The 25,999-nt window shown below is 64.1% G+C and carries 27 protein-coding genes; 14 read left to right on the top strand and 13 right to left on the bottom strand.

Annotated features, from left to right (window positions below; all coding sequences use genetic code 11):
* The first annotated feature begins 110 nt into the window (after positions 1–110).
* The gene (locus tag EB230_RS11740; protein WP_172372367.1) at positions 111–1,172 is read left to right on the top strand and encodes a CapA family protein; all 1,062 of its coding nucleotides are present in this window, start codon (positions 111–113) and stop codon (positions 1,170–1,172) included.
* A gap of 192 nt (positions 1,173–1,364) precedes the next feature.
* Positions 1,365–2,315 (top strand): DUF3137 domain-containing protein, encoded by a 951-nt coding sequence (locus EB230_RS11745; RefSeq protein ID WP_056579022.1) that lies wholly within the window; start codon positions 1,365–1,367, stop codon positions 2,313–2,315.
* A gap of 15 nt (positions 2,316–2,330) precedes the next feature.
* Here the strand turns inward: EB230_RS11745 and EB230_RS11750 are convergent, their stop codons facing one another.
* Positions 2,331–2,825 carry a DUF2314 domain-containing protein gene (locus EB230_RS11750; RefSeq protein ID WP_056578863.1) on the bottom strand — a complete coding sequence of 165 codons (495 nt, stop codon included), beginning with the start codon at positions 2,823–2,825 and terminating at the stop codon, positions 2,331–2,333.
* 431 nt (positions 2,826–3,256) lie between these two features.
* Between EB230_RS11750 and EB230_RS11755 the strand changes: the two genes are divergently transcribed.
* From EB230_RS11755 to EB230_RS11765, 3 genes are all read left to right on the top strand, one after another.
* The gene (locus EB230_RS11755) at positions 3,257–3,499 is read left to right on the top strand and encodes a DUF1344 domain-containing protein (RefSeq protein WP_027047290.1); all 243 of its coding nucleotides are present in this window, start codon (positions 3,257–3,259) and stop codon (positions 3,497–3,499) included.
* 190 nt (positions 3,500–3,689) lie between these two features.
* Positions 3,690–5,312: an FAD-binding oxidoreductase gene (locus EB230_RS11760; RefSeq protein WP_172372370.1), complete on the top strand. Its 1,623-nt coding sequence runs from the start codon at positions 3,690–3,692 to the stop codon at positions 5,310–5,312.
* 95 nt (positions 5,313–5,407) lie between these two features.
* Entirely contained in the window at positions 5,408–6,031 is a 624-nt protein-coding gene (locus EB230_RS11765) for a hypothetical protein (RefSeq protein WP_056578857.1), read from the top strand.
* 3 nt (positions 6,032–6,034) lie between these two features.
* Here EB230_RS11765 and EB230_RS11770 read toward each other — a convergent pair whose 3' ends face one another.
* From EB230_RS11770 to EB230_RS11785, 4 genes are all read right to left on the bottom strand, one after another.
* Positions 6,035–6,556 (bottom strand): hypothetical protein, encoded by a 522-nt coding sequence (locus tag EB230_RS11770; RefSeq protein ID WP_172372373.1) that lies wholly within the window; start codon positions 6,554–6,556, stop codon positions 6,035–6,037.
* Between the two features lie 131 nt (positions 6,557–6,687).
* Positions 6,688–7,686 carry an alpha/beta hydrolase gene (locus tag EB230_RS11775; protein ID WP_172372375.1) on the bottom strand — a complete coding sequence of 333 codons (999 nt, stop codon included), beginning with the start codon at positions 7,684–7,686 and terminating at the stop codon, positions 6,688–6,690.
* A 118-nt stretch (positions 7,687–7,804) separates the two neighbouring features.
* Positions 7,805–8,935, bottom strand: a complete 1,131-nt coding sequence (locus EB230_RS11780) for a hypothetical protein (protein ID WP_172372378.1) — start codon at positions 8,933–8,935, stop codon at positions 7,805–7,807.
* A gap of 6 nt (positions 8,936–8,941) precedes the next feature.
* On the bottom strand, positions 8,942–9,376 hold the full coding sequence (locus EB230_RS11785) for a hypothetical protein (RefSeq protein ID WP_056578846.1): 435 nt from the start codon (positions 9,374–9,376) through the stop codon (positions 8,942–8,944).
* Between the two features lie 745 nt (positions 9,377–10,121).
* Here EB230_RS11785 and EB230_RS11790 point away from each other — a divergent pair.
* Complete coding sequence (locus EB230_RS11790; RefSeq protein WP_172372381.1) at positions 10,122–11,060, top strand: diacylglycerol kinase family protein; 939 nt, start codon at positions 10,122–10,124, stop codon at positions 11,058–11,060.
* 93 nt (positions 11,061–11,153) lie between these two features.
* Here EB230_RS11790 and EB230_RS11795 read toward each other — a convergent pair whose 3' ends face one another.
* Genes EB230_RS11795 through EB230_RS11805 form a run of 3 tightly spaced genes read right to left on the bottom strand, consistent with a single transcriptional unit; the run spans position 11,154 to position 14,895 of the window.
* Positions 11,154–12,071 (bottom strand): NAD(P)-dependent oxidoreductase, encoded by a 918-nt coding sequence (locus tag EB230_RS11795; RefSeq protein ID WP_056578840.1) that lies wholly within the window; start codon positions 12,069–12,071, stop codon positions 11,154–11,156.
* Complete coding sequence (locus EB230_RS11800; protein WP_056578836.1) at positions 12,068–13,282, bottom strand: mandelate racemase/muconate lactonizing enzyme family protein; 1,215 nt, start codon at positions 13,280–13,282, stop codon at positions 12,068–12,070. Before EB230_RS11800 ends, EB230_RS11795 begins: the two co-directional genes overlap by 4 nt.
* Complete coding sequence (locus EB230_RS11805) at positions 13,279–14,895, bottom strand: GMC family oxidoreductase N-terminal domain-containing protein (protein WP_056578833.1); 1,617 nt, start codon at positions 14,893–14,895, stop codon at positions 13,279–13,281. The genes EB230_RS11800 and EB230_RS11805 overlap by 4 nt, the downstream gene beginning before the upstream one ends.
* A gap of 205 nt (positions 14,896–15,100) precedes the next feature.
* Between EB230_RS11805 and EB230_RS11810 the strand changes: the two genes are divergently transcribed.
* From EB230_RS11810 to EB230_RS11820, 3 genes are all read left to right on the top strand, one after another.
* Complete coding sequence (locus EB230_RS11810; RefSeq protein WP_172372383.1) at positions 15,101–16,042, top strand: phosphoribosylaminoimidazolesuccinocarboxamide synthase; 942 nt, start codon at positions 15,101–15,103, stop codon at positions 16,040–16,042.
* A gap of 352 nt (positions 16,043–16,394) precedes the next feature.
* On the top strand, positions 16,395–16,790 hold the full coding sequence (locus tag EB230_RS11815; protein WP_056578827.1) for an acyl-CoA thioesterase: 396 nt from the start codon (positions 16,395–16,397) through the stop codon (positions 16,788–16,790).
* Between the two features lie 131 nt (positions 16,791–16,921).
* Positions 16,922–17,125, top strand: a complete 204-nt coding sequence (locus EB230_RS11820) for a hypothetical protein (RefSeq protein ID WP_056578824.1) — start codon at positions 16,922–16,924, stop codon at positions 17,123–17,125.
* Positions 17,126–17,294: 169 nt separating this feature from the next.
* Here the strand turns inward: EB230_RS11820 and EB230_RS11825 are convergent, their stop codons facing one another.
* Positions 17,295–17,663, bottom strand: a complete 369-nt coding sequence (locus tag EB230_RS11825; RefSeq protein WP_056579017.1) for a helix-turn-helix domain-containing protein — start codon at positions 17,661–17,663, stop codon at positions 17,295–17,297.
* A 92-nt stretch (positions 17,664–17,755) separates the two neighbouring features.
* Here EB230_RS11825 and EB230_RS11830 point away from each other — a divergent pair, with 92 nt between their 5' ends.
* Entirely contained in the window at positions 17,756–18,361 is a 606-nt protein-coding gene (locus EB230_RS11830; protein WP_056578821.1) for an NADPH-dependent FMN reductase, read from the top strand.
* Between the two features lie 68 nt (positions 18,362–18,429).
* Here the strand turns inward: EB230_RS11830 and EB230_RS11835 are convergent, their stop codons facing one another.
* Together EB230_RS11835 and EB230_RS11840 are read right to left on the bottom strand one after the other, a co-directional pair.
* Complete coding sequence (locus EB230_RS11835) at positions 18,430–19,239, bottom strand: MBL fold metallo-hydrolase (RefSeq protein ID WP_172372385.1); 810 nt, start codon at positions 19,237–19,239, stop codon at positions 18,430–18,432.
* 66 nt (positions 19,240–19,305) lie between these two features.
* A complete protein-coding gene (locus tag EB230_RS11840; protein ID WP_056578815.1) occupies positions 19,306–19,713 on the bottom strand; it encodes a helix-turn-helix domain-containing protein in 408 nt (135 codons plus the stop codon).
* A gap of 97 nt (positions 19,714–19,810) precedes the next feature.
* Here EB230_RS11840 and EB230_RS11845 point away from each other — a divergent pair, with 97 nt between their 5' ends.
* The 4 genes from EB230_RS11845 to EB230_RS11860 all read left to right on the top strand — a co-directional run bounded on the left by EB230_RS11845 (position 19,811) and on the right by EB230_RS11860 (position 24,171).
* Entirely contained in the window at positions 19,811–20,791 is a 981-nt protein-coding gene (locus tag EB230_RS11845; RefSeq protein ID WP_056578812.1) for a zinc-binding dehydrogenase, read from the top strand.
* Between the two features lie 161 nt (positions 20,792–20,952).
* Positions 20,953–21,501, top strand: coding sequence for a helix-turn-helix domain-containing protein (locus EB230_RS11850; RefSeq protein ID WP_056578809.1), 549 nt, complete (start codon positions 20,953–20,955; stop codon positions 21,499–21,501).
* Complete coding sequence (locus EB230_RS11855) at positions 21,498–22,601, top strand: HlyD family secretion protein (protein WP_065005657.1); 1,104 nt, start codon at positions 21,498–21,500, stop codon at positions 22,599–22,601. The genes EB230_RS11850 and EB230_RS11855 overlap by 4 nt, the downstream gene beginning before the upstream one ends.
* Positions 22,602–22,608: 7 nt before the next feature.
* Entirely contained in the window at positions 22,609–24,171 is a 1,563-nt protein-coding gene (locus tag EB230_RS11860) for a DHA2 family efflux MFS transporter permease subunit (protein ID WP_056578805.1), read from the top strand.
* Between the two features lie 42 nt (positions 24,172–24,213).
* On the opposite strand, the gene EB230_RS11865 is transcribed toward EB230_RS11860, so the two are convergent.
* Together EB230_RS11865 and EB230_RS11870 are read right to left on the bottom strand one after the other, a co-directional pair.
* Positions 24,214–25,455: an RNA polymerase sigma factor gene (locus EB230_RS11865; RefSeq protein ID WP_172372387.1), complete on the bottom strand. Its 1,242-nt coding sequence runs from the start codon at positions 25,453–25,455 to the stop codon at positions 24,214–24,216.
* Positions 25,452–25,856 (bottom strand): YciI family protein, encoded by a 405-nt coding sequence (locus EB230_RS11870; protein WP_056578799.1) that lies wholly within the window; start codon positions 25,854–25,856, stop codon positions 25,452–25,454. The genes EB230_RS11865 and EB230_RS11870 overlap by 4 nt, the downstream gene beginning before the upstream one ends.
* Positions 25,857–25,999: the final 143 nt, after the last annotated feature.

Consider the following 25,999-nt stretch of genomic DNA (forward strand, 5'->3'; position numbering starts at 1 on the left):
CCGGTGTCGGTGTGGCCCAGCCGGTCATCGTCGAAGATGTGCGATTGTCGACCCACACGCTTCAACCTGTCCGGCAGACCGTCTACACAAGGCAAACGATTGGACATTGCGTGTCGAACTATCCGCTTTCCTACAAATTGTCCTGGCTGCCGCGTTTCCTGAAACCGTCGCTTGGCGGTGGCGCCGATGGGTTTGCGCCAGCGTCGGGAACGCTCATGGAGCCGCTACCCGCACAGACCGTGCGGCTGGCCTTCGTCGGCGACATCTCGGCGGTGGCCAACCGCGGTGCGCCGGACTGCGACCCGGCGATCAAGGCGCTGCTTGGCGGCGCCGACCTTGTGATCGGCAATTGCGAAAGCCCTGTCGTGGACAGGCCAAGCGCGGTGCTGGGCACCAGGCTCGGCACGCACCACGCGATGAGCGAGCGCTTTCTGGCCGAGGCGCTCGCCGCGACCGGTCTTGCGCGCGAAAGGCTCGTGCTTTCGCTGGCCAACAATCATGTGCTCGACCAGGGCGTCGCGGGTTTCGACGAGACGGTGGCGGCACTGAAGCGGCTCGGCATCCGCACCATCGGCCTGGCCGCCAATGGCCCGGTGCAGATGGTCAAGGTGGGGCCGCTGGATGTCGGCCTGGCGGCCTTCACACTGTGGCGCAATACCGACGAACACCTGTTTGCCGGGCGCGTTTCGATGGCCAGCGATCCAGAAAGCTGGCCGCGCGTCGATCTTCTCTGCGCGGTGCCGCATTGGGACTGGGAGTTCCGGCATTTTCCGCGCGCCGGGACGCGGGCTTTGGCCAGGCGCCTGGCCGGGCAGGGCGTCGGGCTGATCGCCGGCCATCATGCGCATGTGGTGCAGCCGGTGGAACGAATGCGCGACGCGATCGTCGCCTACGGGCTCGGCGATTTCCTTGGCACCGCGCTTGCCCGCCAGCGGTGGCCGGGGCGCATTGGCGGGATTTTCGTCGTCGATGTCAGCGCCGATGCGGGGACGCGTGGTGCTGTAGCGGCTTACCGGATGCATCCGTTCGTGCGGCTGCGGGGCAAGGGCCATGAGCGGCTGGTGCCGGTCGAGGGGTTGGACGGTGGGATGCGGGGAAAGTTCGAGCAGCGGCTGAGGGCGATCTTTCCTTCTCCCCTTGTGGGAGAAGGTGTCGCCGAAGGCGACGGATGAGGGGTGCTCCAGGGAATGCCGGCGTCTCACTCCGCTGGAACACCCCTCATCCGTCTCGGCGCTGACGCGCCGATCCACCTTCTCCCACAAGGGGAGAAGGAAGAAGCGCCATCCGTCTGGCGCCGCTCCTGCAAAACCAGCTATCATGAATCTGTCGAGGCAGCGGGGGTGGCGGTGGAAACAGCGGATTTCATGCCTGATGAAACTGTCATCGCCGGCATCCGGAAGAATATCGAGGCCTATGAGGCGGCGCGGGCCTCGGCGGCGCGGCAGGTGCGCTGGCGGGTGCCGCTGTTCGTCGGCCTGACATTGGCGGCGGTGGTGGTGATCGCCTGGCTGTTCAACAAGGTCGCCGACCCCAACGAGCAATGGTTCTCGACGCCGCATGTGTTCCTCTATTTCATCGGCTTCGCCGCCTCGATCCTGCTCTACTTCCAGGCCATCAAGCCGGCGACGCGGCTGCAGCAATCGTTCCGCGACACGCTGCTGCCGATCATCTTCGGCTTCATCCGCGAGGTGCGTTACCAGCATGGCGGCAGGCCGAACTCGTTCGACCGGCTGCCGCGCGAGGCGGTCGGGCCTTTCAACCGGCAAGCCTTCGACGATGTCGTTTCCGGGCGCTACGAAGAGTTTCCATTCGAGCTTTACGAAGCCGAACTGCGGGAAGGGACCGGCAAGGGCTCATCGACCGCCTTCAAGGGCGTCATCGTCGCCTTCGAGGCTGTCGAGCCGTTCCCGGGAATCCTGGTGGCGACGCGGCGCACCAACGCTGTCGTCGGCTTCTTCCGCGGCCTGTTCGGGTCCAAGCTGCAGGAACTGTCGTCGGGTGAGCCGTTGATCGACGCGGCTTATGAATTCCGCACCGACAATATCGAGGCGGCACGGCCGCTGGTGACCGGCCGGTTGGCGCAGGCGCTGAAATGGCTCGGTGAAACCTGGCCGGACGATCCGGCCCGCGTCGCCCTCAATGGCGGGGACGGTTTCCTGCTGTTGCCGCAGGCGAAGAATTTCTTCGAGTTGCCTGAGATTTCGGTGCCGCTCGACTACACCAGGCATGTGGCGCCGATGATCTCCGACATGGGCGCCATGCTGGCGACGGCCGCACTGGTGCGCAAGATCGGTGTGAAGGACGAGGCAGGTTGATCTGCCGACTCGTCGTCAGCAGTCGAAGCCATAATTCTCACGATAATAGTCGACGTCTTCCTTCGCCATTGTCTTGAACAACACACAGACGGTGAAGCTGCCGACTTGGCGGCCGTTTTTGGTATAGCCCCAGTCGGAAACATCGTTGCGGGTGAATTCGAGTTCCTGGCCGGCCACGACGTTGTGGACGGCCTGCGGTTCGTTCGCCAATGTTCCGGCAAACCCGGTCGCGGTCCGATGGAAGGGGATGATCCAGAAATGTTCCGAGGTGTCTCCGTCCCTGACCTCGACTTTCAATTTGTAGTCTGACGTTCCAGCTGGTGGTGCGTCCGACAATGCCAGGAATTGATCGAGGCTGGCGCGCGCCTGGGCAATGGCCGCCGTCATATCCGGGTCATCCCTGGCGACGTTAACGACCTTGTCGTCGCCCTGCTGGGAATCTTGCGCCCTGGCCGAAATCGGAGCCAAGGCCAACATCAGGGACAGCATGGTGCGAACCGCGAGCTTCATGAGCTTCCCTTTCCACAATAGTCGACACCATCGTGCATCGGTTTCGGGTTTTCAACCGACGGATGGTGTTCGTCCGGCGTTTCACCGATCCATGAAACAAAATTTGTCCCGATGGACTCCCATCAGGCTGTTTCGTGATGTCGGGCGATGCGGATTGCGGCAGTGGCGTGATGGTTGGAGGCCGTCCGCCGCAATCCGGTTAAAGGACTCTATTCATGGAATGAAGTGCGCTCATCGGGGAAACCGAGACGCTTGGATGTCACACCGGCCGCAAGCAATGTGTCAGAATTAAGCCTCTGATTTTGTTTGCAAAAATTCATCCAACGTGATTTGCAGCCAGCAGGCTTTGCGGCCAGTGTCGGCTCGTTCGGTGCTGTCGTCGTTGCCCAAGGCGACGGCCCGGAAAACTGAAACAGCACGGAGTGCTATCGATGAAGAAGACCCTCGCAACCACCGCCGCTCTGCTCGCCTTCCTCGGCACGGCCTATGCCGCGTCCGTCCAGGGCACCATCCAGGCGGTCGACCCGACGACCAAGTCGATCACGCTCGACGATGGCAAGATCTACCAGCTGTCGCCGGAAGCGAAGATCGGCAAATTGAAGGTCGGCGCCAAGGTGGCGGTAACCGTCGACGACAAGACCGGCATGGTGACGTCGATCAAGAAGGCTTCGTAGAGGCTTCGCCCTTCTCCCCACGGGGAGAAGGGCCGGCAGGCGGATGAGGGGCAGCGCAACCCAGCGAGACTAGCCCCGTGATGTCGGAACATCAGCCACCCTGATGCCGAAGTGGCGCCACGGCTCTGCCCAGCCCCCCTATGGTTTTCGCCAAAGAGCCGCGCTATCCCTTGGGCAACGGGGGATCCGCATGGCTGACGAACGGAAAGGGTTTCGCCTGTCGCGCCGGTTGGTGCTCGGCGCGGCGGTGGTCGGTGGCGCGGTGCTGTGGGGCGGCACCACCATGGCACGGCTGGCGCGCGGGCCTTCGGGGCCGAAGAATGCCGGACGTATCGCTGATATCGACGGCATAGCCCTGCCGCTGAAGCCACCGGAGAATGTCCCAGCCTTCGATCCCTCGCTGCCCTGGTCGGCCAGGGGCGGCGATATCAACGATGCCAGCGGCCTGTCGCGGACACCGGTCTATGGCGTGGTCGAGGTCAGCGAGGAAGATCATATCGCCAAGGCGTTGGCCTTCGCACGCGCCAACGGGCTGAAAGTATCGCTGGCCGCAATCCGCCATTCGATGGGGGGGCATGCCTTCGACGACAACGCCCTGGTGCTCGACCTCAGGAAATTCAACAAGGTCACCGTCGACGCGGCGGCCATGACCATGACCTTGCAGCCGGGCGCGCGCTGGCATGATATCCAGAACCTGCTGCATCCGCGCTTCGCGGTGAAGGCGATGCAATCGACCGACATCTTTTCAGTCGGCGGCTCGTTGTCGGTCAACGCGCACGGCATGGACCATCAGGCGGGCTCGGTGGCCGGCTCGATCCGCTCCATGCGGGTGATGCTGGCCGACGGGTCGGTGTCCACGTGCTCGCCGAGCGAGAACACGGGCCTGTTCCGCCACGTCGTCGGCGGCTACGGCCTGTTCGGCGTGGTGCTGGAGGCGACGCTCGATATCGTCGACAACGTCGTCTACCGCACCTCGCGCGAGATCATCAGATCCGACGATTTCCCGAGATTCTTCGCCGATGTGCTGGAGCCGAACAAGGATATCGGCCTGTTCTACGGCCACCTGTCGACGGCACCCGGCAATTTCCTCGAGGACATGATCGTCTATCGCTACGACAAGGTGGCCGACCAGCCGCCGGCCGACCAGCCTGAAATCGGCGAACCGGAGGGCGTCGGACTGAAGCGGGTCATCATCAACCTGGCGAAATGGGGCAGCGTGTTCCAGGAGCTGAAGTGGTTCACCGAAAAGACGCTGGAGCCGAAGTTCGAAAGCTGCACGGTGGCGCGTACCTCCGCCATGGCGCAAGGCGAGGCCTGCCTCGTCACCCGCAACAATCCGATGCACGATTCGGTGCCGTATCTGTTCAACGATTTGGCTGACGAAACCGATGTCCTGCACGAATATTTTATTCCACGCGCCGCCTATGTCGGGTTCATCAACGAAGCCCGCGAGATCCTGCGCAACCAGTCTTTGCCGGTGCTCAACGCCTCGGTGCGCATCGTCCACAAGGAGGATGTGGCGCTGACCTACGCGCCGGAGCCCGCCTATTCGCTGGTGCTCTACATCAACCAGCCCACCGATGCCGACGGCAATGCCAGGATGCGGGCGCTGACACGGGCGCTGATCGATGTGACGATCAAGCATGGCGGGCGCTTCTTCCTGCCCTACCAGTTGCATTACACGGCCAGGGAGTTGCTGGCCTCCTATCCCGAACTGCCGGCCTTCCTGGCCGCGAAGCGGCAACATGACCCGACGGAACTGTTTTCCTCGACCTTCTATCGTGCCATCAAGGCGCTGAGCGGGGTGGCGTAGGAGCAGTTCCAGGAAAAGCGTGAAGTGGTTTTTCCGGGAAACCGCGCAGCGCTTTCCCCAGGGAACTGCTCAGGAATAGAGCAGGAGAACAATCAATGCGTATGGTATCAGCGGCGGCCCTCACTCTTATCGCGCTGTGCGCTGGGCCGGCAGGGGCCGAGGACCTCAAGGCGTTCAAGCTGACCATCGACGGCGTGGCGGTCGATATCGATCCCGGTGAGAGCACGACCATTACGCTGCCCGGCGGCAAGCAGAGCAAGGTGACGCTCGAGCGCAACGACTTCGCCACCTTTTCCGGCGACAGTTTCTCCTTCGTCCATCCGAGCGGCATTTCGGTGACCAAGACTGATCTGGGCGAAAACATCACGCAATATCTGATGGCCTCGGCGCTGGGCACGATCGTCGTGGTGCAGGAATACGGCAAGATGAACCCGGTGTCGCTCAACCAGCTGATGCTGCAGGAGATGACCAGGGAATCGGTGCAGGCCGGCGCGGAGCTGACGCAGCAGCCGACGACGCGCAAACTTGCCGACGGCAAGGAACTGACCGGCATCCGCGCCGAGGTGAAGACGCGCACCGATACCGCTCATTTCGAGATCGTCGGCTTCGGCCTCGCCGATCAGGGGCTGTTGTTCATCACGCGCGTTGCCGGCGAGGACGCGGCCACGGAACAGCCGCTGATCGACAAGTTCTGGGAGAGCCTGAAGCTGAAGATGTAGGGGCTACAGTCCCGTCGGCACCAGGCCGGCCAGCCAGTTCACGGAACGCTTTGCCGCGTCGGCGGTGGCGGAAGCCGCGCTGCCGAGATCGGTCTTGACCACGGCATAGCCGTTCTTGGTGCGGTAGAGCACGCCGGTTCCGCCATCGACGACCTGCTCATAGGCGACGGGCCGAGCAGCGTCCGCTTCGACCGCCGTTGTCGGCGAGCCGACCGGGACGCTTGGCCGATGGCTCAATTCCGGCGGCAGCGGGCTTTCGCTGCGAACGACCCTGTCGGCCGGCTTCAGTTCCGGCTGGGATGCAATCGCGGCCAGATGCGAGGATGACGACGAGCCCTTGGTGCGGCAGATGCCGGAGACCAGCGGATAGTCGAAGTTGCGCTCGTGCAGGATCTGGCTCTTCATCGCGGCTTCGCATTCGGCGATGGTCGACCATTTGGCGGGCGTCTCGCCAATATATTCGCACAGTTTGGCGTCGCAGTCGCAGCCGACAATGGTCATGGCGACAAGGGCGGTCTTGATCACGGTCTTGTCCCTTCGAGGTGCCCCAGCGCCCATTCGGTGCATGCCGGGCTTTCAGGCGGCTTGCACCCTCCATCGCGCGCGAACAAGGCGGGATTTTGCCGCGATTGTGGAATGAGCATGGCGGCGCGTGCCTATTGGGCTGCCGGCAAGGTCCGTTTGAGAAAACTGGCGATCAGCCGGACCACGTCTTGCGGGCGCTCGACCTGAGGGATGTGGTTGACGCCATCGAGAACGGCCAGCTCGGCATGTGGAAACAGCGAGGCGATCTCCTGGCCCTGTGCCAGCGGCGTGGTCGTGTCATCTCGGCCCCAGATGACGAGAACCGGCGGCGTGAAGGCGCGATAATTCGCCCGATTGGCGGCAAGCGATTTCCGCTCGTCATTGTAGAGGCCGCTGAGCAGCCAGTGGCCAACGGCATTGGTGGTGCCCTTGACGTTCAAAGGGCGCGTGTAGATCGCAATGCGCTCCGCCGTGACGAGATCGTCATTCTCGATGAACTGGCGCAAACCGAACCCGGTCATGAACGGATTGGTGAAGGTCGAGGCGGTCAGGAGCTGGCGCGGCCAGTCCCTGTCGAGCAGGGATGCGAACGGCAAGGCCGGCGCCTCGGTCTGGCCGAGGCCAAGCGCCGCGTCGAGCAGGATCAGCGCGTCGATACGATCCGGGGCGGAGAAAGCGGCCTCGATCACACCGCCGCCACCATAGGAGTGGACGCCGACGCTGAAATGGCGAAGGCCGAGCGCATCGGCGAAGCCGAGGACGCGCTTTGCGTGGGCGGCGCGCGAATAGTCCTGGTTGGCAGGTCTTTCCGAATAGCCGAAGGGCGGCATGTCGACCGCGATAACGCGAAAGCCCTGCTCGCCCAGCGGAGCGGCGATATCGCGGTAGGTTTCGGCCCAGGAGGCCGTGCCATGGAATAGAAGCAGGGGTGGCCCGTCCTGCGGGCCCCAGACCTGATAGTGCATCTTCAGCCCGTCGACGGTCGCGAACAAGGATCCCGGCGGAGCGGCCTCCTGGGGTGACCGCGTTTCGCGCAAGGCCGCGGCGCCGCGAAAGCCGATGGGCACGACAACGATCAGCACGACCAGCGTGAGTGCGAGCCAGCCGACAATCCGGATCAATCGACGCATGGCTAAAGCGCGTCGCGTTGAAACGGATTCATGCGACGCTCTTTAGGTCTTTGTTTTTATGCATGTCGTTCTCCCAAAACCGAGGTCACTTTTGGGCGACATGCATTGGGCTGTCGCCTCAGTAGTCGTAGACATGTTCGAGCCTGGCGCCGGCCTTGATCAGTGACGGCAGCACCAGATGCAGCTTGCGTACGGCAACGACCATGCCGGTGCGGCGTGTCGCGGTGTCGGCCGGCAGCGGATAGCTGAACAGGATGCGCATGCCTTCGGGAACGGCGATCGAGTCGGTCGAGAGCATCGTGACCATGATCTCGTCATTGCCGCCGATCTCGACGAAGGAGACACCCTTGTCGATCAGCCGCGGGATCATGTCGGTGAAGACCTGATAGCGCTTGGTGACGAAGATGGTGCCGTCGGCTCCCATGTCTCGTTCCAGCAAGGTGTCGGGCTCGTTGCGGGTGGCTTCGCCGACCGGTCCCTTGGCCCAGACATGGATGTCGAGGAAAGCCGGGTCGGAGGTGGCGGCGAGCGCCTGCTTTATCAGGCCGGCATAGCCCTGCTTGATGGTGTCGGCGAGACCGAAGGCGAGCTTGCGCTCGCTTGTGCGGACGGAACTGTCTCCCGGCGCCGGCCGCACGGCAAACAGGCCGGCGCGTTTCTCGCCATAGGGAAACTGGTACCACGGCACTTGGTCCAGGAAGGCGGCGTATTCGGCCGCCACCTTGGCCTGGTAGATGTCGGCGGCGGTGCGCTTGGCCGATGTTGCCTCGGTGATGCGGCCGACCGTGTTCTCATAGGCCCATTGCAATATATGCTCGATCGAGTGGCTGGTGCCGATGATGACCAGCATCTGGTGGTTGGCGTAGTTGAACTTGTAGGGAGAACTGGCGCGGATCACGGTCGCGTAGTCCTGCCAGAAGCGGCCGACATAGGACCAGTAGGGAAAGCCGCTCGGCTGGTCCTTGGCGACGAAGCCGGCATATTCGCGCGCGGCATAGACGATCGCCCATTCCGGATAGGTGAGGAAGGTCGATTCCTCCGGCCGCTGGTAGCTGGGGATCTCAGCGCGGACCTTGTCGGCCAGCGCCTTGGGTGGCGCGCCATCGGCAATGCCGGGCAGCGGCGTCTTGTCGAGCGACGGCGTCGTCAGGAAGCCGTAGGCGAGCCCCGCGATCGGGATCAGGATGACGATGACGATCAGCCAGAGGACCGTCTTGATGAGGCGCTTCAGCCAGCGGAACAGGAGCATGGCCGGTCAGGCCGTGGCGAAGTGGTCGTGTATGCGCTTCGACAGCCAGAAACCGACATAGACGGCGAAGCCGCCAATGACGATGTGCGGCAGGTTGGCGAAGAAGCGGGCAGGGAATTCGATGTCGTTGAGGGAGCGGAAGCCGTTGATGAAGATGCCGGCGTCGAGACAGCCGGAACCGGTGATCAGCCCGAGTACGCCGTCGAACAGATAGACCGAGCCGAACAGCTTGAAATAGAACACCGCCTGGCGATGCGAGATGAAGGCAGCGGCCAGCGCCCAGACGCCCGAGAAGGCGTGCAGCAGGTCATCGTACCATTGCAGTGAAAACAGGCCGAACAGATTGCCGTTGGCATCGTTGAACGCCGGTATGTAGCCGATGGCGACGACGGCGAAGAACAGGAAGGCATAGCCAACAGCAAGCTTCTGGATGAGCGTCATGAAGTCTCCCCCTTCTACGAGCTCGTTTTCAAACGGACTCTGACGACATCGAACGTTAGCCGATTTTGCCGCCGGTTGCAGCCCCAGCCGAAAACACCGTAAAAATTGTGGGAAACAGATTTCAAGGACAGTCGGCGCCGGGATTTCTCCCAGCGCCTCCCTGTCAGATCAGGACACGGTCGCGGCAGCAACTTCCGTTAAGTCGTCGCGCCATGCCGGCCTTGATTTTGACGGTCCTGCCAGCCGCCACCCGAAGGCAGCGTCCGTTCCAGACCACGCCGGTCTTGGCCCTTGCAGGCCTTGCCCTGCGTGCCATCGAAGGTTTTTGCCGTCCTTCATGGCAGCATCGGTCCGCCGTCGGCGTTGGCACGCTTTCCGCGGCCCCGTAGGTCTCGGCTACCGTCCCTCAAAACAGGCAAGCCTGCTCTCGCTTCGGGCCGTACGGGCCTCAGGAAATCCGCCTTTCACTTCCGCCTTTCGGCTTGGCGATCGGTAGCCGCCTGAGATGGGTTCAACGTACGCCGGGTAAGGGTCTCGGGGAATGGCCGCGGGCCTGTGGATAGCGGGATTATCGGGGACCGTTTGCCACAAGCCCGGAATTCCGGCGCTGACTGCCTTAGACAGCCTGCCCGCTTTTCAACGCTCGCAACGACGGCGCCCCTTGCTCCGCCGGCGGGGGCGGGTTTCAATGCCGGCAAAGGATCGGGCGCCGCCTGCAAGGCGCCTTCCCGGGGGAGGATAGGCATTGAAGGTCGGGGTGGTTCTCAATCCGATTGCCGGTGGCGGCTGGCTGAAGCGGCATTGGCCTGACGTTGCCGCCTCGCTGAAAAAGCATTTCGGCGATTTCGAACTGCGCGAGACGCAGGCCGAAGGAGATGCCGAACGCCTGGCGATCGACCTCGCGGCAAGTGGCTTTGACCTGGTGATCGCTGCCGGCGGCGACGGCACGGCAAGCGAGGTGGCCGACGGGTTGCTGCAGGCATTCCAGGAGAGCGGCAGGACGACTGAACTCGGCCTTCTGCCATGCGGCACCGGGATCGATTTCGCGCGCGGGCTCGGTCTGCCGAAGGCGGTGGACGCGACCCTGAAGCGGATCGCGGAGGCGAAGGCCAGGGCCATCGATGCCGGCCGCATCTGCTACATCGACGATCATGGGGCGCTGGCGAGCCGCCACTTCATCAACATCGCCAGCCTGGGTCTGTCAGGCGCTACCGACCGCGCCGTCAATGCCGACAAGCGCAAGGGCAAGATGTCGGCCAAGACGCTGTTCCTGTGGCGCACCGTGGTCGAGTTCGTCCGCTACCGCTTCCAGGATGTCCGGATCACGGTCGACGACGGCACCCCTGTCGAAGCGCGCGTGGCGCTGGTGGCGGTGGCGAACGGAAAGTTCTTCGGCGGCGGCATGATGATCGCGCCGGATGCCGAACTGACCGACGGGCAATTCGACATCGTCATCCTGCGCGCGGCGGGCAAGCTGAGGCTGATCTGGGACCTCCGCCTGCTCTATGGCGGCCGGCATCGCAACCATCCGGCGATCACGATCCTGCGCGGCAAGAAGGTGGTTGTCGAACCGCTGGGTGATGTGGAAAAGAACGGCGCGTTGGTCGACATAGACGGCGAGTCGCCCGGGCGCATACCGGCGACCTTCGAGATCCTGCCCGGGGCGCTGACGCTCAGATATTGAATCAAGGCGTTGCCAGATTGATTCAGGTGTTTTCGAAACTGAATCCGGCTACCGATTCAAGCTGATGAAATCGCTTGGTTTTCTGGCTTCGGCTCAGATTTCCAATTTGGCCGGGAAACCGGGCGCGCGCAGGTCGGCACCGACGGCATCCTCAAGCAATTTGACGATCTGGGTCGACCAGGCGCCGCCGCCATAGGCTTCCTTGCCTTGCTGGAAAATCGCGTTGACGCGGGACGCCAGTTCGAGCGGCACGCCAAAATCCTTGCCCATGCCCAGCGCGAAGCCAAGGTCCTTCAGCGCCAGGTCCATGGTGAAGCCGATGTCGTAGGAGCCGTTGAGGACGAGCTGGCTTTCGGTCTCGTGGACGAAGCTGTTGCCGGAGGAGGCAACGATGGCGTGATAGGACTGGGCGAGGTCGAGCCCGCCCTGCCTGGCCAGCATCAGCGCTTCGCCGGCGGCGACGAGATGGATGAAGGCCAGCATGTTGGTGATGACCTTGATCACCGCCGCCGAACCGATCGGCCCCATCAGGAAGGACCGCGCGCACATCGCCTCGATCGCCGCGCGATGGCGTTCGTAGAGCGCGGCATCGCCGCCGACCAGCGCGGTGATTTTTCCGACCGCCGCCAGATGCACGCCGCCGGTAACCGGGCACTCCAGCGTCTCGACGCCCCTGGCCAAGGCGAGGGCGGCAAGCCGCACGATCTCGTCGCGGCCATTGGTCGACATCTCGATCCAGGTGCCGCCTGCAGGCAGGCCTTCGAGCAACCCGCCTGGGCCGGCCAGCACCGCTTCGCTGACCTTTGGCGAGGGCAGGCAAGAGATGGCGTTGCCGGCGCGGGCGGCCGCTTCCGCGGGCCTGCTCGCGGCGGTGGCGCCGAGCGCAACGAGGCGCTCGACCGCCGCCGGGTCGCGGTCGAAGACCGTGACCGCAAAGCCGTTGCGGACCAAGCTGGCGGCAAGGTTGCCGCCGAGATGGCCGAGGCCAATGAAGGCGTAGCTTTCGCTCACGGCATCAGCGGCGTCTGCATCATCTGCAGATGCAGGTCCTTGCCGGTGTACGGATGGGCGTCGCAGACCGCTTCGTTGAGCTCGACGCCCAGCCCCGGTTCCTTCGACGGGATGACATTGCCGTCCTGCCACTCGATCTTCTTCTTCAGCAACGTGGCGTGGAAGCCGTCCCACTGCTTCAGCGATTCCAGGATCAGGAAATTGGGCAGCGTCACCGCCAGCTGGATGTTGGCCGCACCCACGATCGGCCCGCAATAACAGTGCGGCGCGATCTGGATGTGGTAGGCCTCGGCCATGGCGGCGATCTTCTTGGTTTCGAGAATGCCGCCGGAGCGGCCAAGATCCGGCTGCAGGATGGTCGCGGCGCGGTTCTCGATGACGCGGGCGAATTCGAACTTGGTCGTCAACCGCTCGCCGGTGGCGATCGGGATGGACGTGCCGCGCGCGACCTGCGCCATCACCTCGGGCATGTCGGGCGGCACCGGCTCCTCGAACCACAGGGGATCATAGGGCTCGATGGCGCGGGCCATGCGCAGCGCGCCGGATGCGGTGAATTGGCCGTGCGTGCCGAAGAGGATGTCGGCGCGGTTTCCCACCGCTTCGCGGATCGCCTTGATCATGCGGGTGGCGACATCGATGTCGAGCAGGCGCGGCTGGTGGCCGTCGAAGGCGGTGTAGGGACCGGCCGGGTCGAGCTTGACGGCATTGAACCCCTGCTCGACATATTCGAGCGCGCAGGCGGCCGCCATTTCGGGGTCGTTGTAGACGTTCCTGCCGTCCGGCGCGTCCTCGGAGTGGACGCTGCCGGTGTGCGGGTAGAGATAGGTGTAGGAGCGCAGCGTCTCGTGCACCTGGCCGCCGAGCAATTTGTAGACCGGCTTGCCGGCCTCCTTGCCGACGATGTCCCAGCAGGCCATTTCGAGTGCCGAGAAACAACCCATGCCGGTCACGTCGGGACGCTGGGTGAAGCCGGAGGAATAGGCGCGGCGGAAGAAGTTCTCGATGTCGTGCGGATCGTGGCCGATCAGATAGCGTTCGGCCATGTCCTCGACTAGCCTGGCGGTGACGTGGGCGGAGAAGGTGGCGTTGTAGGCCTCGCCATAGCCGACCACGCCGCCGTCGGTGGTCAGCTTGACGAAGATGAAATACTTGCCGCCGATGCCGGGCGGGGGGTTGCCGACAACCCAGGTCTTGACGTCGGTGATCTTCATTTTTGGTCCTCCAGAACCAGTTCGGCGCCTTTCCATCCGGTCATGACCGAGGCGGCGTTGGTGTTGCCGGTGATGTTGTCGGGAAAGATCGAGGCGTCGATGACGCGCAGGCCTTCGAGCCCATGTACCTTGAGGCGCGGATCGACGACGGAGCGAGAGGGATCGGGCCCCATGCGGCAGGTCGAAACCGGGTGATAGACGGTGCCGGAGCGTTTCCTGAAATCGGTGATCAGGTCGGCGTCCGACTGGACCGACGGGCCGGGCAGGACTTCTTCCCTGATGATTTCCGCCATCGCCGGCATCGAGGCGATCTTGCGCACGAACTTCACCGCCGCCAGCATCTCCTCGACATCGGCGTTGGTGGAATAGGCGTTGGCGACGATCCTTGGATATTCCAGCGGATTGCTGGAGCGGATCATGATCTCGCCCCGGCTCGACGGACGGCAGTTGGACAGGCCGATGGAGAAGCCCGGCCAGGGGTCAGGCGTCAGGATCGGCCGCTCGCCGCTCTTCGGGATGACGGTCGAGAACGCCTGGAAATAAAGCTGCATGTTGGGGCGCGTAAATGTCGGGTCGGTGCGGAAGAAGCCGCCGCCATGGTTCATCGACAGCGACAGCGGCCCGGAACGGGTCAGGATGTACTGCATGCCGACCAGCAGCTTGCCCCACCAGGGGCGCAGGATCTGGTTTAGTGTCGGCACATTGCCCTTGAAGGTGTAGTTGATGCCGACATGGTCCTGCAGATTGGCGCCGACATTCTCGTTGGCATGGACGACCGGGATGCCCAGCCCCTTGAGCAAAGCCGAAGGACCGATGCCGGAGAGTTGCATGAGCTGCGGCGAGTTGATCGAGCCGGCGGAAAGGATGACTTCGCGGCCGGCGCGTGCCGTTTTCGTCTGACCGTTCCGCAGATATTCGACGCCGACGGCGCGCTTGCCCTCGAACAGGATGCGGCTCGCCAGCGCGTTGGTTTCGACGCGGAGGTTTGCACGCTTCATGGCCGGGCGCAGGAAGGCGCGGGCGGCGGACATGCGGCGGCCGTTCCTGGTCGATATCTGGTAGGTGCCGACACCTTCCTGGGCAGCACCATTGAAATCGGGGTTGAGCGGCAGGCCGGCCTGCTGGCCGGCGGCGAGATAGCGCTTGGTCAGCGGGTGGACGGCGTTGGTCGTGTTGCTGATATGCAGGGGGCCGCCGGTACCGCGCCATCTGTCGGCGCCCGCCTCATTGTCCTCGAGCGCCTTGAAGACGGGCAGCAAATCGTCATAACCCCAGCCGGGATTGCCAGCGGCGCGCCAGTCGTCGAAATCCTCGCGCGCGCCGCGGATCCAGACCATGGCGTTGATCGAGCTCGACCCGCCGAGCAGCTTGCCGCGCGGCCAATGGTCGACATTGCCGCCGAGGCCGGGATCAGCCTCGGTCTTGTAGTTCCAGTTGACGGCGGGGTCGAAGAAGGTCTTGCCGTAGCCGAGCGGCATCTGCACGTAGAAACGGCGGTCCGTGCCGCCGGCCTCCAGAACCAGCACCGAGAAACGGCCCGAGGCCGACAGTTTGTCGGCGAGCACCGAGCCGGCCGAGCCGGAGCCGACGATGATGAAGTCAAAAGTCTGCATGATGGAAATGGGTGGCTCCGGAAAACTGGCCGCAGCCTAGACGCGACGGGTTCGCCGCGTCGCCGCGCCTTCCGGCATGCGTTGTGAAAAATGCGACCGCGATGCCAGGCCGAGTTGCGGGGAATCCCGACAATCGCGCTTGATATGCATGGGGTCGACAGCTTATGCGATGGCATCAGCCAATCCGAGGAAGTCGGGAAATCATATGCGTACGCTGCCGGATGCCTTCATTCCCGAACTGCCCGGCCACTACAAGGGCAAGGTCCGCGAAAACTACGACCTCGCGGATGGGCGGCGCATCATCATCGCTACCGACCGTCTCAGCGCCTTCGACATCATCCTGACCTCGATCCCGTTCAAGGGCGAGATCCTCACCCAGACGGCGCGCTACTGGTTCGAGGAAACCGCCGATATCTGCCCGAACCATGTGCTCGAATATCCCGACCCGAACGTCGTCGTAGGCACGAGGCTTGACATCCTGCCGGTCGAGATCGTCGTGCGAGGCTATCTGGCGGGAACCACCAGCACCTCGATCCTGACCCGCTATCGTCGTGGCGAACGCGACATGTATGGAATGCGGCTGCCGGACGGCCTGCGCGACAATGAGAAGCTGGCCGAGCCGGTGATCACGCCAACCAGCAAGGCCGCGGATGGCGCCCATGACGAGCCGCTGTCGCGGGCCGAGATCCTCGAACAAGGTCTTCTCACCCAGGCGCAATGGGACACCGTCTCGGATTACGCCTTGCGGCTGTTCGCCCGCGGCCAGGCGCGCGCGGCCGAGCGCGGCCTGATCCTGGCCGACACGAAATACGAATTCGGCACCGACAAGAACGGGAAGATCATCCTGGCCGACGAGATCCATACGCCCGACAGCAGCCGGTACTGGATCGCGGCGAGCTACGAACAGGCGCTGGCAAGCGGCACCCGGCCGGACAGCTTCGACAAGGATTTCATCCGCTCGTGGGTGGCGGCGCGCTGCGATCCCTACAAGGACCAGATCCCGAGGATTCCGGACGAGATCGTCGAGCAGGCCTCCAACGTCTATAGGCAGGCCTATGAGGCGATCACGGGCAAGGCGTTCATCCCCGACGTTTCCGGCGCCACGGTTCTCGATCGCATCCGGGCGAACCTGGCAGGTTATTTTTGAGAGGTGCGCCTTTCAGCCAGCGCCTGGTCTTACGCCGCGCAGTCGACCCCCACTCCGTCGAGCTTCGCTCGCCACCTCTCCCCCGTTCGACGGGGTAGAGGAGGGAGCGAGCTTGGCCGGGCTGGCGACTTCCTCTCCCTCCGGAGCAGGGAGAGGTGGCGCTGCGAAGCAGCGACGGAGTGGGGGAAGCCCGCTCCAAAGCCCGGAGCCGCTGAAAATCAGGCACCGCCGGGCGAATGCCAATGTTAGACCATGACCCGTGGGGGCGAGGAAACAGCAGCTGCTGCGCGTTGACCTGTTCCTGCAGCGGCGATACGGGATCGATGACCATCACCTCACAAGGATTCTGCCCATGGTGCACTACGCGGAAGGACGGCCGATCGGAGACCTGACGCTGCGCACGCTGGCCATGCCTTCGGACGCCAATGCGGCCGGCGACATTTTCGGCGGCTGGGTGATGGCGCAGATGGACCTTGCCTGCGGCATCCGCGCCGCCGAGCGCGCCAGGGGCCGCGTGGTGACGGCGGCGGTCAAGGAGATGTCCTTCGCCAAGCCGATGAAGATCGGCGACACGCTGTGCATCTACACCCATGTCGAACGCGTCGGCCGCACCTCGATGACGCTGAAGGTCGAGGCCTGGGCGCAGCGCTATCTCTCCGACCTGATGGAAAAGGTGACGCACGCCGATTTCGTCATGGTGGCGCTGGACGGCGAGGGCAAGCCGAAGGCCGTGCCGGCCGAGAGTTGATGAAAGCCATTCCCGCAAGCCCCGTTCTCCCAGTCCAGGAGCAATTGTAACATCATCCGCGCGGGCGATGCGCTCCGCGACATCCAATGGTTGCCTTCACGCCTGATTGTGCCGGCGTTGGAGGGGCGACAATGCGTCAACACATACTGAACAGCTGGCTGGTGGCAGCCCTTGTGGCCGTGATCTGCCTGCTTGGCGTCACCGCCTATGCGGCAGTCAAGGAGGACCTTCCGCGCACCTCCTGCCTGCGTGCCGGCAAGGGCGTCAGGCAGCCAGCCGCGACATGCGCGATCTGCAGCCCGGCGCCTTGCGAGAGCCTGGCGACAGGAAGCTGAAGGGTCATCCTGGATTTACGATTGTCTTCGTGGAAGCAGCGCCGAGCGTTGGCCGGCCTGAAGCGCCATCGGACAAGCTTGCGAGGCCTCGTTTAGAGAGCCACGAATTTCCAGCCAGCAGGCGACTTCACGCAACGCGAAACGCCCGACACCTTGCCATGCAAGGGTTTCAGCCGTGCATGCCGTCGAATTTTTCACGTGCCGCCCGCACACGCTGCGTATTCCTGCGCGCCCATTCGCCAAGCGCGCTGACCGGGATCAGCAGCTCGTGGCCGAGTTCCGTCAGCTCGTAGTCGACGCGCGGTGGGATGGTCGGGAACACGGTGCGGGTGACGAAGCCGTCGCGTTCCAGCCCGCGCAAGGTCGTGGTCAGCATCTTTTGCGAGATGCCGCCGACAGCGGCGCGCAGCTCGTTGAAACGCAACGGTCCGTCGCCAAGTTTGCCGACCACAAGCACGGTCCATTTGTCGCCGACGCGCTGCAGGATTTCCGAGACGGCGCGGCAGTCCTCGGTGTTATGCGGGTGCCTCAGTAACAAAACGGTGCCTCCTTGCGCCTGCAGTTGACAGTATCTCATATAGCTCCGGTATCTAAACGATACCAGCTTTTTACTGGAATGGAGAGCCCCCCATGTCAAAGCCGAAAATCGCCATCATCGTCGGTTCGACGCGCGCCGCGCGCTTCGCCGATGTGCCCACACAATGGATCGCAAAGATCGCCAAGTCGCATGCCGACATCGATGTCGAGATCGTCGACTTGCGTGACTTCCCGCTGCCCTTCTTCGACGAAGTGGCCTCTTCCGCCTGGGTGCCGTCGACCAACGAGGTGGCGCAGCGCTGGCAGAAGAAGGTCGCCGAATATGACGGCTTCATCTTCACCGCCGCCGAGTACAATCACGGCCCGACGGCCGTGCTGAAGAACGCCATCGACTACGCCGCCAACGAATGGAACAAGAAGCCGGCCGGCTTCGTCGGTTATGGCAGCGTTGGTGGTGCCCGCGCCGTCGAGCAGCTCCGTCTCCATGCCGTCGAGTTGCAGATGGCGCCGGTCAAGTCGGCTGTCCATATCGCCTGGGGCGACTTCCTCGCCGTGCGCCAGGGCGAGAAGAAACTCGAGGACCTCGAGCACCTGAACCAGGCCGCCACCGCACTGGTCAACGACGTCGCCTGGTGGGCCAAGGCTCTGAAGAAGGCGCGCGACGCCGACGTGGTCGACGAAGAAATCAAGGCGGCCTGATCGCCTTTCGAGATTATCCTCCCAAGGGATATGGGGCGGCGCTTGCGCCGCCCTTTTCATTAAAGCGGTTATAGCGGCTCAAATCGAAAGCCGCCGCCGGACCGCACGACACGGCCAATGCCGGGCGAGTCCAGATGCGCGCCCGCAACGAAGCAGTGATCGTCCGCCGCAAGCGCCAGCAGCCGCAACCGGCTCTCGCGCGCCTGGTCCTGATCCCCATCGAATTCCCACGTCACGTCAGGCCGATCGAACTGAAGCGACGGGACGTGGACGGTGTCGCCCCAGATCAAAATGCATTCGCCGCCGCTCGAAACGCGAAAGCAGCTGTGACCGACCTCGTGGCCATGGGCGCCGATAATGTCGACATGGGCTCCGAGATGGTCTCCGGCTTCGAAAAATTGCGCCATCTCGTGGAATCGCTCGAGCCGCGCTACGGCGCGGAAGAGGCCGAGTTCCTGCCTGGGAACGAGCAGGCGTGCCAGGCGCGGGAAGGCGTCCCGGCCGTCGGCAAGCACAAGGCCATGGATGTGGTCGAGATGTGTATGGGTGAAGCAGACGGTGCGGATTTTTTCGACATCGATGCCGGCTTCGTCCAGCGCCTGGGGAAGCCGGCCCATGGAGGGGTGCCAGGCATTCGCGGCGCCCGTATCGATCAGCGTTATCCCATTTCCATCGTCAATCGCGAAGGCGTTGACGGAGAGCCTGAGCTGACCGCCAAACAATGCGACCTGTTCCGGCAAGTCATAGCCAAATGGCTTGTCGCCGTTTTGCCGAAGCCGTCCGACCGGCATGTCGACATAGCCATCGCGCAAGGACGTGATGCGCAGGTCACCAAGAGTGTAGGTGGAGTGAAGTTCGCCCGAAGCTATGCGATGCATTTGCCGATCCGTTTTGCAGATAATCCGCGATGGCCAACCGGTGTCGGCACCCCCCGTCAATCCGATTCAGGCCATGTGTGCGTGCTGCGCCCGCCTTGGCCGGATGATGCAGTCGGCAAGGCGATGCTTCTCGTTCAGCTCGTCGGCGTGGTGCTGGCCCCACTGACAGAGCGCCAGCAGGATCGGCTCGAGGCTGAGGCCGAGGCTGGTCGCCGAATATTCGACGCGGGCGGGTACCTCGGCGAAGATCGCGCGGCTGACGAGACCGTGCTCCTCCATTTCGCGCAGCTGCTGGATCAGCACTTTCTGGGTGATGCCAGGCATCATCGCCTTCAACGCCGACAGCCGCCGGGGGCCATCGAAGAGATGGTAGAGGATGACCGCCTTCCAGCGCCCGGCGATCACCTTCAGCGCCCGTTCGGCCGGCAGCATCGGCAGTCTCTTGATCGGCGTCTTCCTGGCTGAACCGGCCATGGTCACCTCCTGGTCAGCAGCGGACTAATGAGTGTGTAGTCGCGGCCTCGCAGATAGTGGCAAACCATCGCCGATGCCAGTGCGATTGGAGTTTGCCATGAAAGCCGTTCAATTCAGCCGTTTCGGCGGTCCCGAGGTGCTGGAGGTCGCCGAGCTGCCCGCGCCGGTGCCGCAGGCTGGCGAGGTGCTGGTCCGGGTGAAGGCGGCGGGCATAAACTTCTTCGAGGTGCTGATGCGCGCGGACCGCTACGCCGTAACGCCGCAACTGCCGATGTTTCCCGGCGTGGAAGTGGCGGGGGTGGTCGAGGCGATTGGCCAAGAGGTGGATGAGGGGCTGCTCGGACGCCGCGTGGCGGTGCCGCTGTTCGTCTCGCAGCGTCCGCATGGCGGCTATGCCGAGCAGGTGACGATGCCGGCCGATCTCGTTGTGCCGCTGCCGGATGCCGTCCCGTTCGAAGAGGCGACAGCCCTCATGGTGCAGGGGCTGACGGCCCTGCACCTGCTGCGCCAAAGCCCGCCGGGGGCCAAGTCCGTGCTGGTGCCGGCCGCGTCGGGCGGCGTCGGATCGCTGCTTGTCCAGCTTGCCGGACAAAAGGGGGCAAGCCAGGTGATCGCGGCCGCCAGCGACAGGGCAAAGTTGGATTTTGCCTTGTCGCTCGGCGCCGATAGCGTGGTCGACTACAGCCAGCCGGATTGGCCGGCCCGTGTCCGCGACCTTACGGGCGGCGACGGCGTCGACATCATCTACGACACCGTCGGCGGCGCGCTGACGGCGGCATCTTTGCAGGCGTTGGCTGCGGGCGGAGAACTGGTGTTCGCGGCGCTCGGCCGCTACGGGCTCGCGGCGTCCGATCTGGAAGTCATGATCGGCCGCAACCAGTCGCTCAGGGGTTTCGCGCTGCTGCCGCTATTGCCGGCGGATGTGCTGCGAGCCGGCCTGTCCGAGCTGTTCCAGCTGGCGGCGAGCGGGCGGCTGCGGGTCGCGATCGGCGGCCGCTTCCCACTCGACCGGGCCGGGGAGGCGCACCGATTGCTGGAGGAACGCCGCGCGACAGGGAAGGTGGTGCTGGTGCCTTGACGGGCGACCGTTAACACCTGTTTCACACAATGGGTCGGATCGAGCTCCGTCCACGATCTCCAACGAAGAACGGCATCCTTGTTTCCGATCACGGCTGAGTGACTTGCATAATGCAACTAAACTGGCTAATAGTCACTTTCATATTGAAAGAGACTCCGGCAATGGTTGCAAGAACAAGCTTCGAAACACGCCCGTGCCCCATAGCGCGCAGCCTCGACGAGGTTGGCGAGTGGTGGAGCATCCTGTTGCTCAGGGACGCGTTCCAGGGGCTGACGCGCTTCGATCAGTTTCAAAAGAGCCTGGAGATCGCGCCCAACATTCTGACGCGCCGTCTGAACAGCCTTGTCGAGCGTGGGCTGTTCGAAAAGCGCGCCTACTGCGAGCGGCCGCTTCGCCATGAGTATGTGCTGACCGCCAAGGCGCGTGATTTCCGTCCGGTGCTGCTCTCCCTGCTGGCCTGGGGCAACAAGCACCTCGCCCCCGAAGGCCCGAGCCTGGTGGTGGTGGACAAGGCCGACGGGCGCTGGGCCGAACCCGTGCTGGTCGACCGCGAGAGCGGCAAGGAACTCGACGGCGAGGGCTTCACCATGGCGACGGCACCCAAGGCCACCGATCGCATGCGGCGGCGCTACCGCTTCAGCAGCGAGGCCTCCGGCCTGCCGCTCATCGACAATTTCGATCCAAGCCGCGAAGAGGCGCGGAGCAAATGAACAAGGTTCTCTCAGCCGCCGAGTTGCAGCCGGCGCAGCCGTCGGCCGTCCAGCTTCCCGCGCCCGCCAAGAACCGGCGCAAGCCGTTCGTCATGCTGGGCGCCGCGATCGCGATCGGCGTCGCCGGCTGGTATGGCTTTCAGTGGTGGCTGGCCGGCCGTTTCCTCATGTCGACCGACGATGCCTATGTCGGCGGCAACGTCACGCCGCTGGCGCCACGGGTCGCCGGGCACATCGATCAGATCCTCGTCGAGGACAACCAGCATGTCGCCGCTGGCCAGCTCATCATCCGCATCGACGACCGGCCTTTCAAGGCGGCGGTGGAGCGTGCGCAGGCATCCGTCCAGCAGCAGCAGTCGGCGCTCGACAATCTCCGTGCCCAGGTCTCGCTGCAGAATTCGCTGATCGAACAAGCGCAGGCCGATCTCGAAGCCAAGAGTGCCGCCGCCACGTTCACCACACAGGACGCTCAACGCTATGCGGTGCTGGCCAGCACCAAGACCGGCTCGCAACAGGATGCGCAGAGGAGTCTCGCCGCCGACGGCCAGGCCAAGGCTTCCGTCGCCGCCTCGCGCGCCGGGCTTGCAGCCGCCAAGCAACAGCTCAATGTGCTCAACACGCAGATTACGGAGGCGACCGCCGCCGTGGCGGCCGCCACGGCCGATCTCGATACGGCTGAGCTCGATCTCGGCTTCACGCAGATCCGCTCGCCCATCGACGGCCTCGTCGGCAACCGGCTGGCGCAGGTCGGCACCTATGTCTCGCCGGGCAGCTATCTCCTGACGATCGTCCCGCAGACGGGTCTGTGGGTCGATGCCAATTTCAAGGAAGACCAGCTGCGCCGCATGGCAGACGGCCAGGCGGCGACGGTCTATACCGACATTGCCCCCGACGCGCCTCTCAAGGGCCATGTCAGCAGCCTGGGACCGGCGACCGGGGCGATCTTCAGCGTCATCCCGGCGCAGAACGCGACCGGCAATTTCACCAAGATCGTCCAGCGCGTTCCCGTCCGGATCACCATCGACCCGGATCAGGCGCACAAGGTGGAGTTGCGGCCGGGCCTGTCCACCGTCGTGACGGTCGATACCGGCTCGCGCTGAGGACGCCATGGCCGAGCGCGCCGAACCACAATCCTTCATCGCCAGCATCCTGCCGTTCATGGTGATGTGCGTGGGGATGTTCATCGCGCTGCTCGACATCCAAATCGTCGCGTCCTCGCTGCAGGACATAGGCGGCGGCCTGTCGGCGGCGCAGGACCAGATCGGCTGGGTGCAGACCTCCTATCTGGTGGCGGAAATCATCGTCATCCCGCTGTCGGGCTGGCTCACCCGGGTGTTCTCGACACGCTGGCTGTTCACTATCTCGGCGGCCGGCTTCACGCTCGCCAGCATGCTGTGCGGCTTCGCCTGGAGCATCGAAAGCATGATCGTGTTCCGCGCGCTGCAAGGGCTGCTCGGCGCGTCGATGATCCCGACGGTCTTCACCTCGTCGTTCCACTATTTCCAGGGTCCGAGGCGGGTCTACGCGGCCGCGGTGGTCGGCAGCATCGCTTCGATCGCACCAACGCTCGGGCCCGTCATCGGCGGCTGGATCACCGACACGCTGAGCTGGCACTGGCTGTTCTATGTCAACGTGATTCCCGGCACCATCATCACAGTGCTCGTCGCGTGGCTGGTCAAGATCGACAAGGCCGACCCGTCGCTGCTGAAGGGCGCCGACTATATCGGCATGGTTCTGATGGCCGTCAGTCTCGGCACGGCGGAATACGTTCTGGAGGAGGGCACGCGCTGGAACTGGTTCGACGATGCGACGATCCGCAACGGCGCCATCGTCGCCAGCGCTACCATGGTTCTGTTCATCATCCGCAGCCTGACCTACTCCCAGCCGGTGGTGGATTTTCGCGCCTTCGGCAACCGCAATTTCGCCATTGGCTGTTTTCTCTCGTTCGTCACCGGCATCGGCATCTTCGCCACGATCTACCTGACGCCGCTGTTCCTCGGCTATGTCCGCGGCTACGACGCGTTCCAGACCGGGGTGGCGGTGTTTTCCACCGGCGTCGCCTCGATGGTCGGCGTTCCGGTCTACATCTTTCTCGCCAAGCGTTTCGACACGCGCTGGCTGATGATGTTCGGGCTTGCCTCTTTCGGCGCGTCGATGTGGAGCTTCAGCGCCATCACCAGCCAGTGGGGTGCGGCCGAACTGCTGATCCCGCAACTGTTCCGCGGCTTCCCGCAGGTCTTCGCGGTGGCGCCGAGCGTCAATCTCGGCCTCGGCAGCCTGCCGCCCGAACGGCTGAAATATGCCAGCGGCCTGTTCAACACGATGCGCAATCTCGGCGGCGCCGTCGGTATCGCCATTTGCGGCGCGATCCTGAACGACCGCACCAACTTCCACTTCCTGACGATCGCCTCGCATCTGACGCCACAGAACGAGGCCGCGATGCGGCTCGTCGACAATGTCGCGCTGCGCTATGGCCAATTGCCCGGCGCGGTCGCCGATGGTCACACCGCCTCGCTGAAGCAACTCTGGGCGCTGGCCTACCGCGAGGCATCGACCATGGCTTACGCGGATGCGTTCCTGGTGATCATGGTCGCCTTCGTCATCGCGACAGCGCTGGTTCCGTTCCTGCGCAATGTCGCGCCGAAGGCGCCGCCGCCGGACGCCCATTGAGATCAAACTCGCCACCGCGCCGGCAGAGTGCGGGCATTTGGGCTAGTCGCCCGCGCGGGTAAGCAGCAGCGCGCGTTCCCTGTCGTTGCCGGTCAATTCCGCGGCCTGGCGGAACGCGGCGCGGGCTTCCGCCTGATATCCCAGTTTCTCCAGGAGATCGCCGCGCACCGTCGGCAGGAGATGCGAGTCCTTCAATCGCGGCTCGTCCTTCAGCGCCTCGACGATAGCGAGGCCCTGCGCGGGTCCGAACGCCATGCCGACGGCCACCGCGCGGTTGATTTCGACGATGGGCGAAGGGGCCGCCAAGGCCAGGGCCTGATAATAGGCTGATATTGCAATCCAGTCGGTGTCGGCGGCGGTTGCCGCGCGGCTATGGCAGGCGGCGATCATCGCCTGCAGGAGATAAGGGCCGGGCGTGGTCGTCAGGGTCATGGCGCGGTTCAGGCCGTCGAGGCCGCGTTGGATGAGCGACCAGTTCCATCGGGTACGGTCCTGGTCGAGCAGCAGGATCGGCTCGCCCGCCTTGCCGGTGCGGGCGGGGAAGCGCGAGGCATTGAGGTCCATCAGCGACACCAGCCCCTGCACCTCAGGCTCATCAGGCATCAGTGCCGCCAGCGAACGGCCGAGTCGCTGGGCTTCGCCGCAGAGATCGGCGCGCAGCCAGGCCGGCCCGGCGGTCGCCACATAGCCCTCGTTGAAGGTGAGATAGACCACCTCCAGCACGGCGGCGAGGCGTTCACGACGCTCATCGCCGCGCGGCGTCTCGAACGGGATGGCGGCATCACGAAGCGTCCGCTTGGCGCGCACGATGCGCTGGGCGATTGTGGCTTCGGGCACCAGGAAAGCGCGGGCGATCTCCGGCGTCGACAACCCGCCCAGCAGCCGCAGAGCGAGTGAGGCGCGCTGCTCGGCCGGCAACAGGGGATGGCAAGCGGTGAAGATCAGCCGCAAAAGGTCATCATCGATATCCTCGTCGAGCGCTGCCTCGATGTCGGGCATCTCGCGCTCCAGTTGAGCGAGGTTGATGGCGAGTTCACGATGTTTGCCGTCGATCATGGTGGTGCGGCGCAGCCGGTCGAGCGCCCGATTCCCAGCGACTTTGGTCAACCAGGCGGCCGGGTTGCGTGGAATGCCGTCCCGGGGCCAGCGCTCCAACGCCAGCAGAAAGGCATCCCCCGCGATCTCCTCGGCCAGTCCGATATCCCTCAGATAGCGGGCAAGCCTGGCGGTGAGCTTCGGCTGCTCGATCCGCCAGACCGCTTCAATGGTGCTGTTGGGCGTCAACTCTTCAGCTCGCCAAAACCTTCAGCTACCTTCTGGACGTCCTCGGGGAAATCGCTCATCTCGAAGACGCGTCGAACCTCGATCAGGTCATTCGCGCCGGCGGGGCAGCGGCGGGCCCATTCTATGGCCTCTTCACGCGAGCGCACGTCGATCACCCAATAGCCGCCCAGCACTTCCTTGACCTCCGCGAAGGGGCCATCGGTGACAACAGGCTTTCCGCCCTTGAAGCTGACCCGCGCTCCCTCGGACGGCGGATGCAGTCCGTCGAGCGCTAGCAGCACGCCGGCCTTCTTGAGCTCCTCGTTGTATCGCATCATCCCTTCCACCGCCTCGGCGCCAGGCCTGACATCGGGCGCCGCCTCCGCGTAGCCGCCGGGGATCATCAGCATCATGAACCGCATAGTCTTTCTCCTTCGTGGGGTTGGTTCGATGATACGACGAACGGGGGATGGCGAAATCGACAGGAATGGCAAAAAAGTTCAAATCCCCGGTCGCGCCAAGGACCGACAGCGTTGGACCGCCACATGGGCGAGGCTGCCATCTG

The sequence above is a fragment of the Mesorhizobium sp. NZP2234 genome, assembly GCF_013170765.1.
GTDB lineage: Bacteria > Pseudomonadota > Alphaproteobacteria > Rhizobiales > Rhizobiaceae > Mesorhizobium > Mesorhizobium loti_D.

What these genes read in the sequence shown, in the direction of transcription:
- EB230_RS11745 (WP_056579022.1), top strand. Translation starts at nt 1,365, where the DNA reads ATGCCTGATGAAACTGTCATCGCCGGCATCCGGAAGAATATCGAGGCC.
- EB230_RS11750 (WP_056578863.1), bottom strand. Translation starts at nt 2,825, where the DNA reads ATGAAGCTCGCGGTTCGCACCATGCTGTCCCTGATGTTGGCCTTGGCT.
- EB230_RS11755 (WP_027047290.1), top strand. Translation starts at nt 3,257, where the DNA reads ATGAAGAAGACCCTCGCAACCACCGCCGCTCTGCTCGCCTTCCTCGGC.
- EB230_RS11760 (WP_172372370.1), top strand. Translation starts at nt 3,690, where the DNA reads ATGGCTGACGAACGGAAAGGGTTTCGCCTGTCGCGCCGGTTGGTGCTC.
- EB230_RS11765 (WP_056578857.1), top strand. Translation starts at nt 5,408, where the DNA reads ATGCGTATGGTATCAGCGGCGGCCCTCACTCTTATCGCGCTGTGCGCT.
- EB230_RS11775 (WP_172372375.1), bottom strand. Translation starts at nt 7,686, where the DNA reads ATGCGTCGATTGATCCGGATTGTCGGCTGGCTCGCACTCACGCTGGTC.
- EB230_RS11780 (WP_172372378.1), bottom strand. Translation starts at nt 8,935, where the DNA reads ATGCTCCTGTTCCGCTGGCTGAAGCGCCTCATCAAGACGGTCCTCTGG.
- EB230_RS11785 (WP_056578846.1), bottom strand. Translation starts at nt 9,376, where the DNA reads ATGACGCTCATCCAGAAGCTTGCTGTTGGCTATGCCTTCCTGTTCTTC.
- EB230_RS11800 (WP_056578836.1), bottom strand. Translation starts at nt 13,282, where the DNA reads ATGAAGATCACCGACGTCAAGACCTGGGTTGTCGGCAACCCCCCGCCC.
- EB230_RS11805 (WP_056578833.1), bottom strand. Translation starts at nt 14,895, where the DNA reads ATGCAGACTTTTGACTTCATCATCGTCGGCTCCGGCTCGGCCGGCTCG.
- EB230_RS11810 (WP_172372383.1), top strand. Translation starts at nt 15,101, where the DNA reads ATGCGTACGCTGCCGGATGCCTTCATTCCCGAACTGCCCGGCCACTAC.
- EB230_RS11815 (WP_056578827.1), top strand. Translation starts at nt 16,395, where the DNA reads ATGGTGCACTACGCGGAAGGACGGCCGATCGGAGACCTGACGCTGCGC.
- EB230_RS11820 (WP_056578824.1), top strand. Translation starts at nt 16,922, where the DNA reads ATGCGTCAACACATACTGAACAGCTGGCTGGTGGCAGCCCTTGTGGCC.
- EB230_RS11830 (WP_056578821.1), top strand. Translation starts at nt 17,756, where the DNA reads ATGTCAAAGCCGAAAATCGCCATCATCGTCGGTTCGACGCGCGCCGCG.
- EB230_RS11835 (WP_172372385.1), bottom strand. Translation starts at nt 19,239, where the DNA reads ATGCATCGCATAGCTTCGGGCGAACTTCACTCCACCTACACTCTTGGT.
- EB230_RS11840 (WP_056578815.1), bottom strand. Translation starts at nt 19,713, where the DNA reads ATGGCCGGTTCAGCCAGGAAGACGCCGATCAAGAGACTGCCGATGCTG.
- EB230_RS11845 (WP_056578812.1), top strand. Translation starts at nt 19,811, where the DNA reads ATGAAAGCCGTTCAATTCAGCCGTTTCGGCGGTCCCGAGGTGCTGGAG.
- EB230_RS11850 (WP_056578809.1), top strand. Translation starts at nt 20,953, where the DNA reads ATGGTTGCAAGAACAAGCTTCGAAACACGCCCGTGCCCCATAGCGCGC.
- EB230_RS11855 (WP_065005657.1), top strand. Translation starts at nt 21,498, where the DNA reads ATGAACAAGGTTCTCTCAGCCGCCGAGTTGCAGCCGGCGCAGCCGTCG.
- EB230_RS11860 (WP_056578805.1), top strand. Translation starts at nt 22,609, where the DNA reads ATGGCCGAGCGCGCCGAACCACAATCCTTCATCGCCAGCATCCTGCCG.
- EB230_RS11870 (WP_056578799.1), bottom strand. Translation starts at nt 25,856, where the DNA reads ATGCGGTTCATGATGCTGATGATCCCCGGCGGCTACGCGGAGGCGGCG.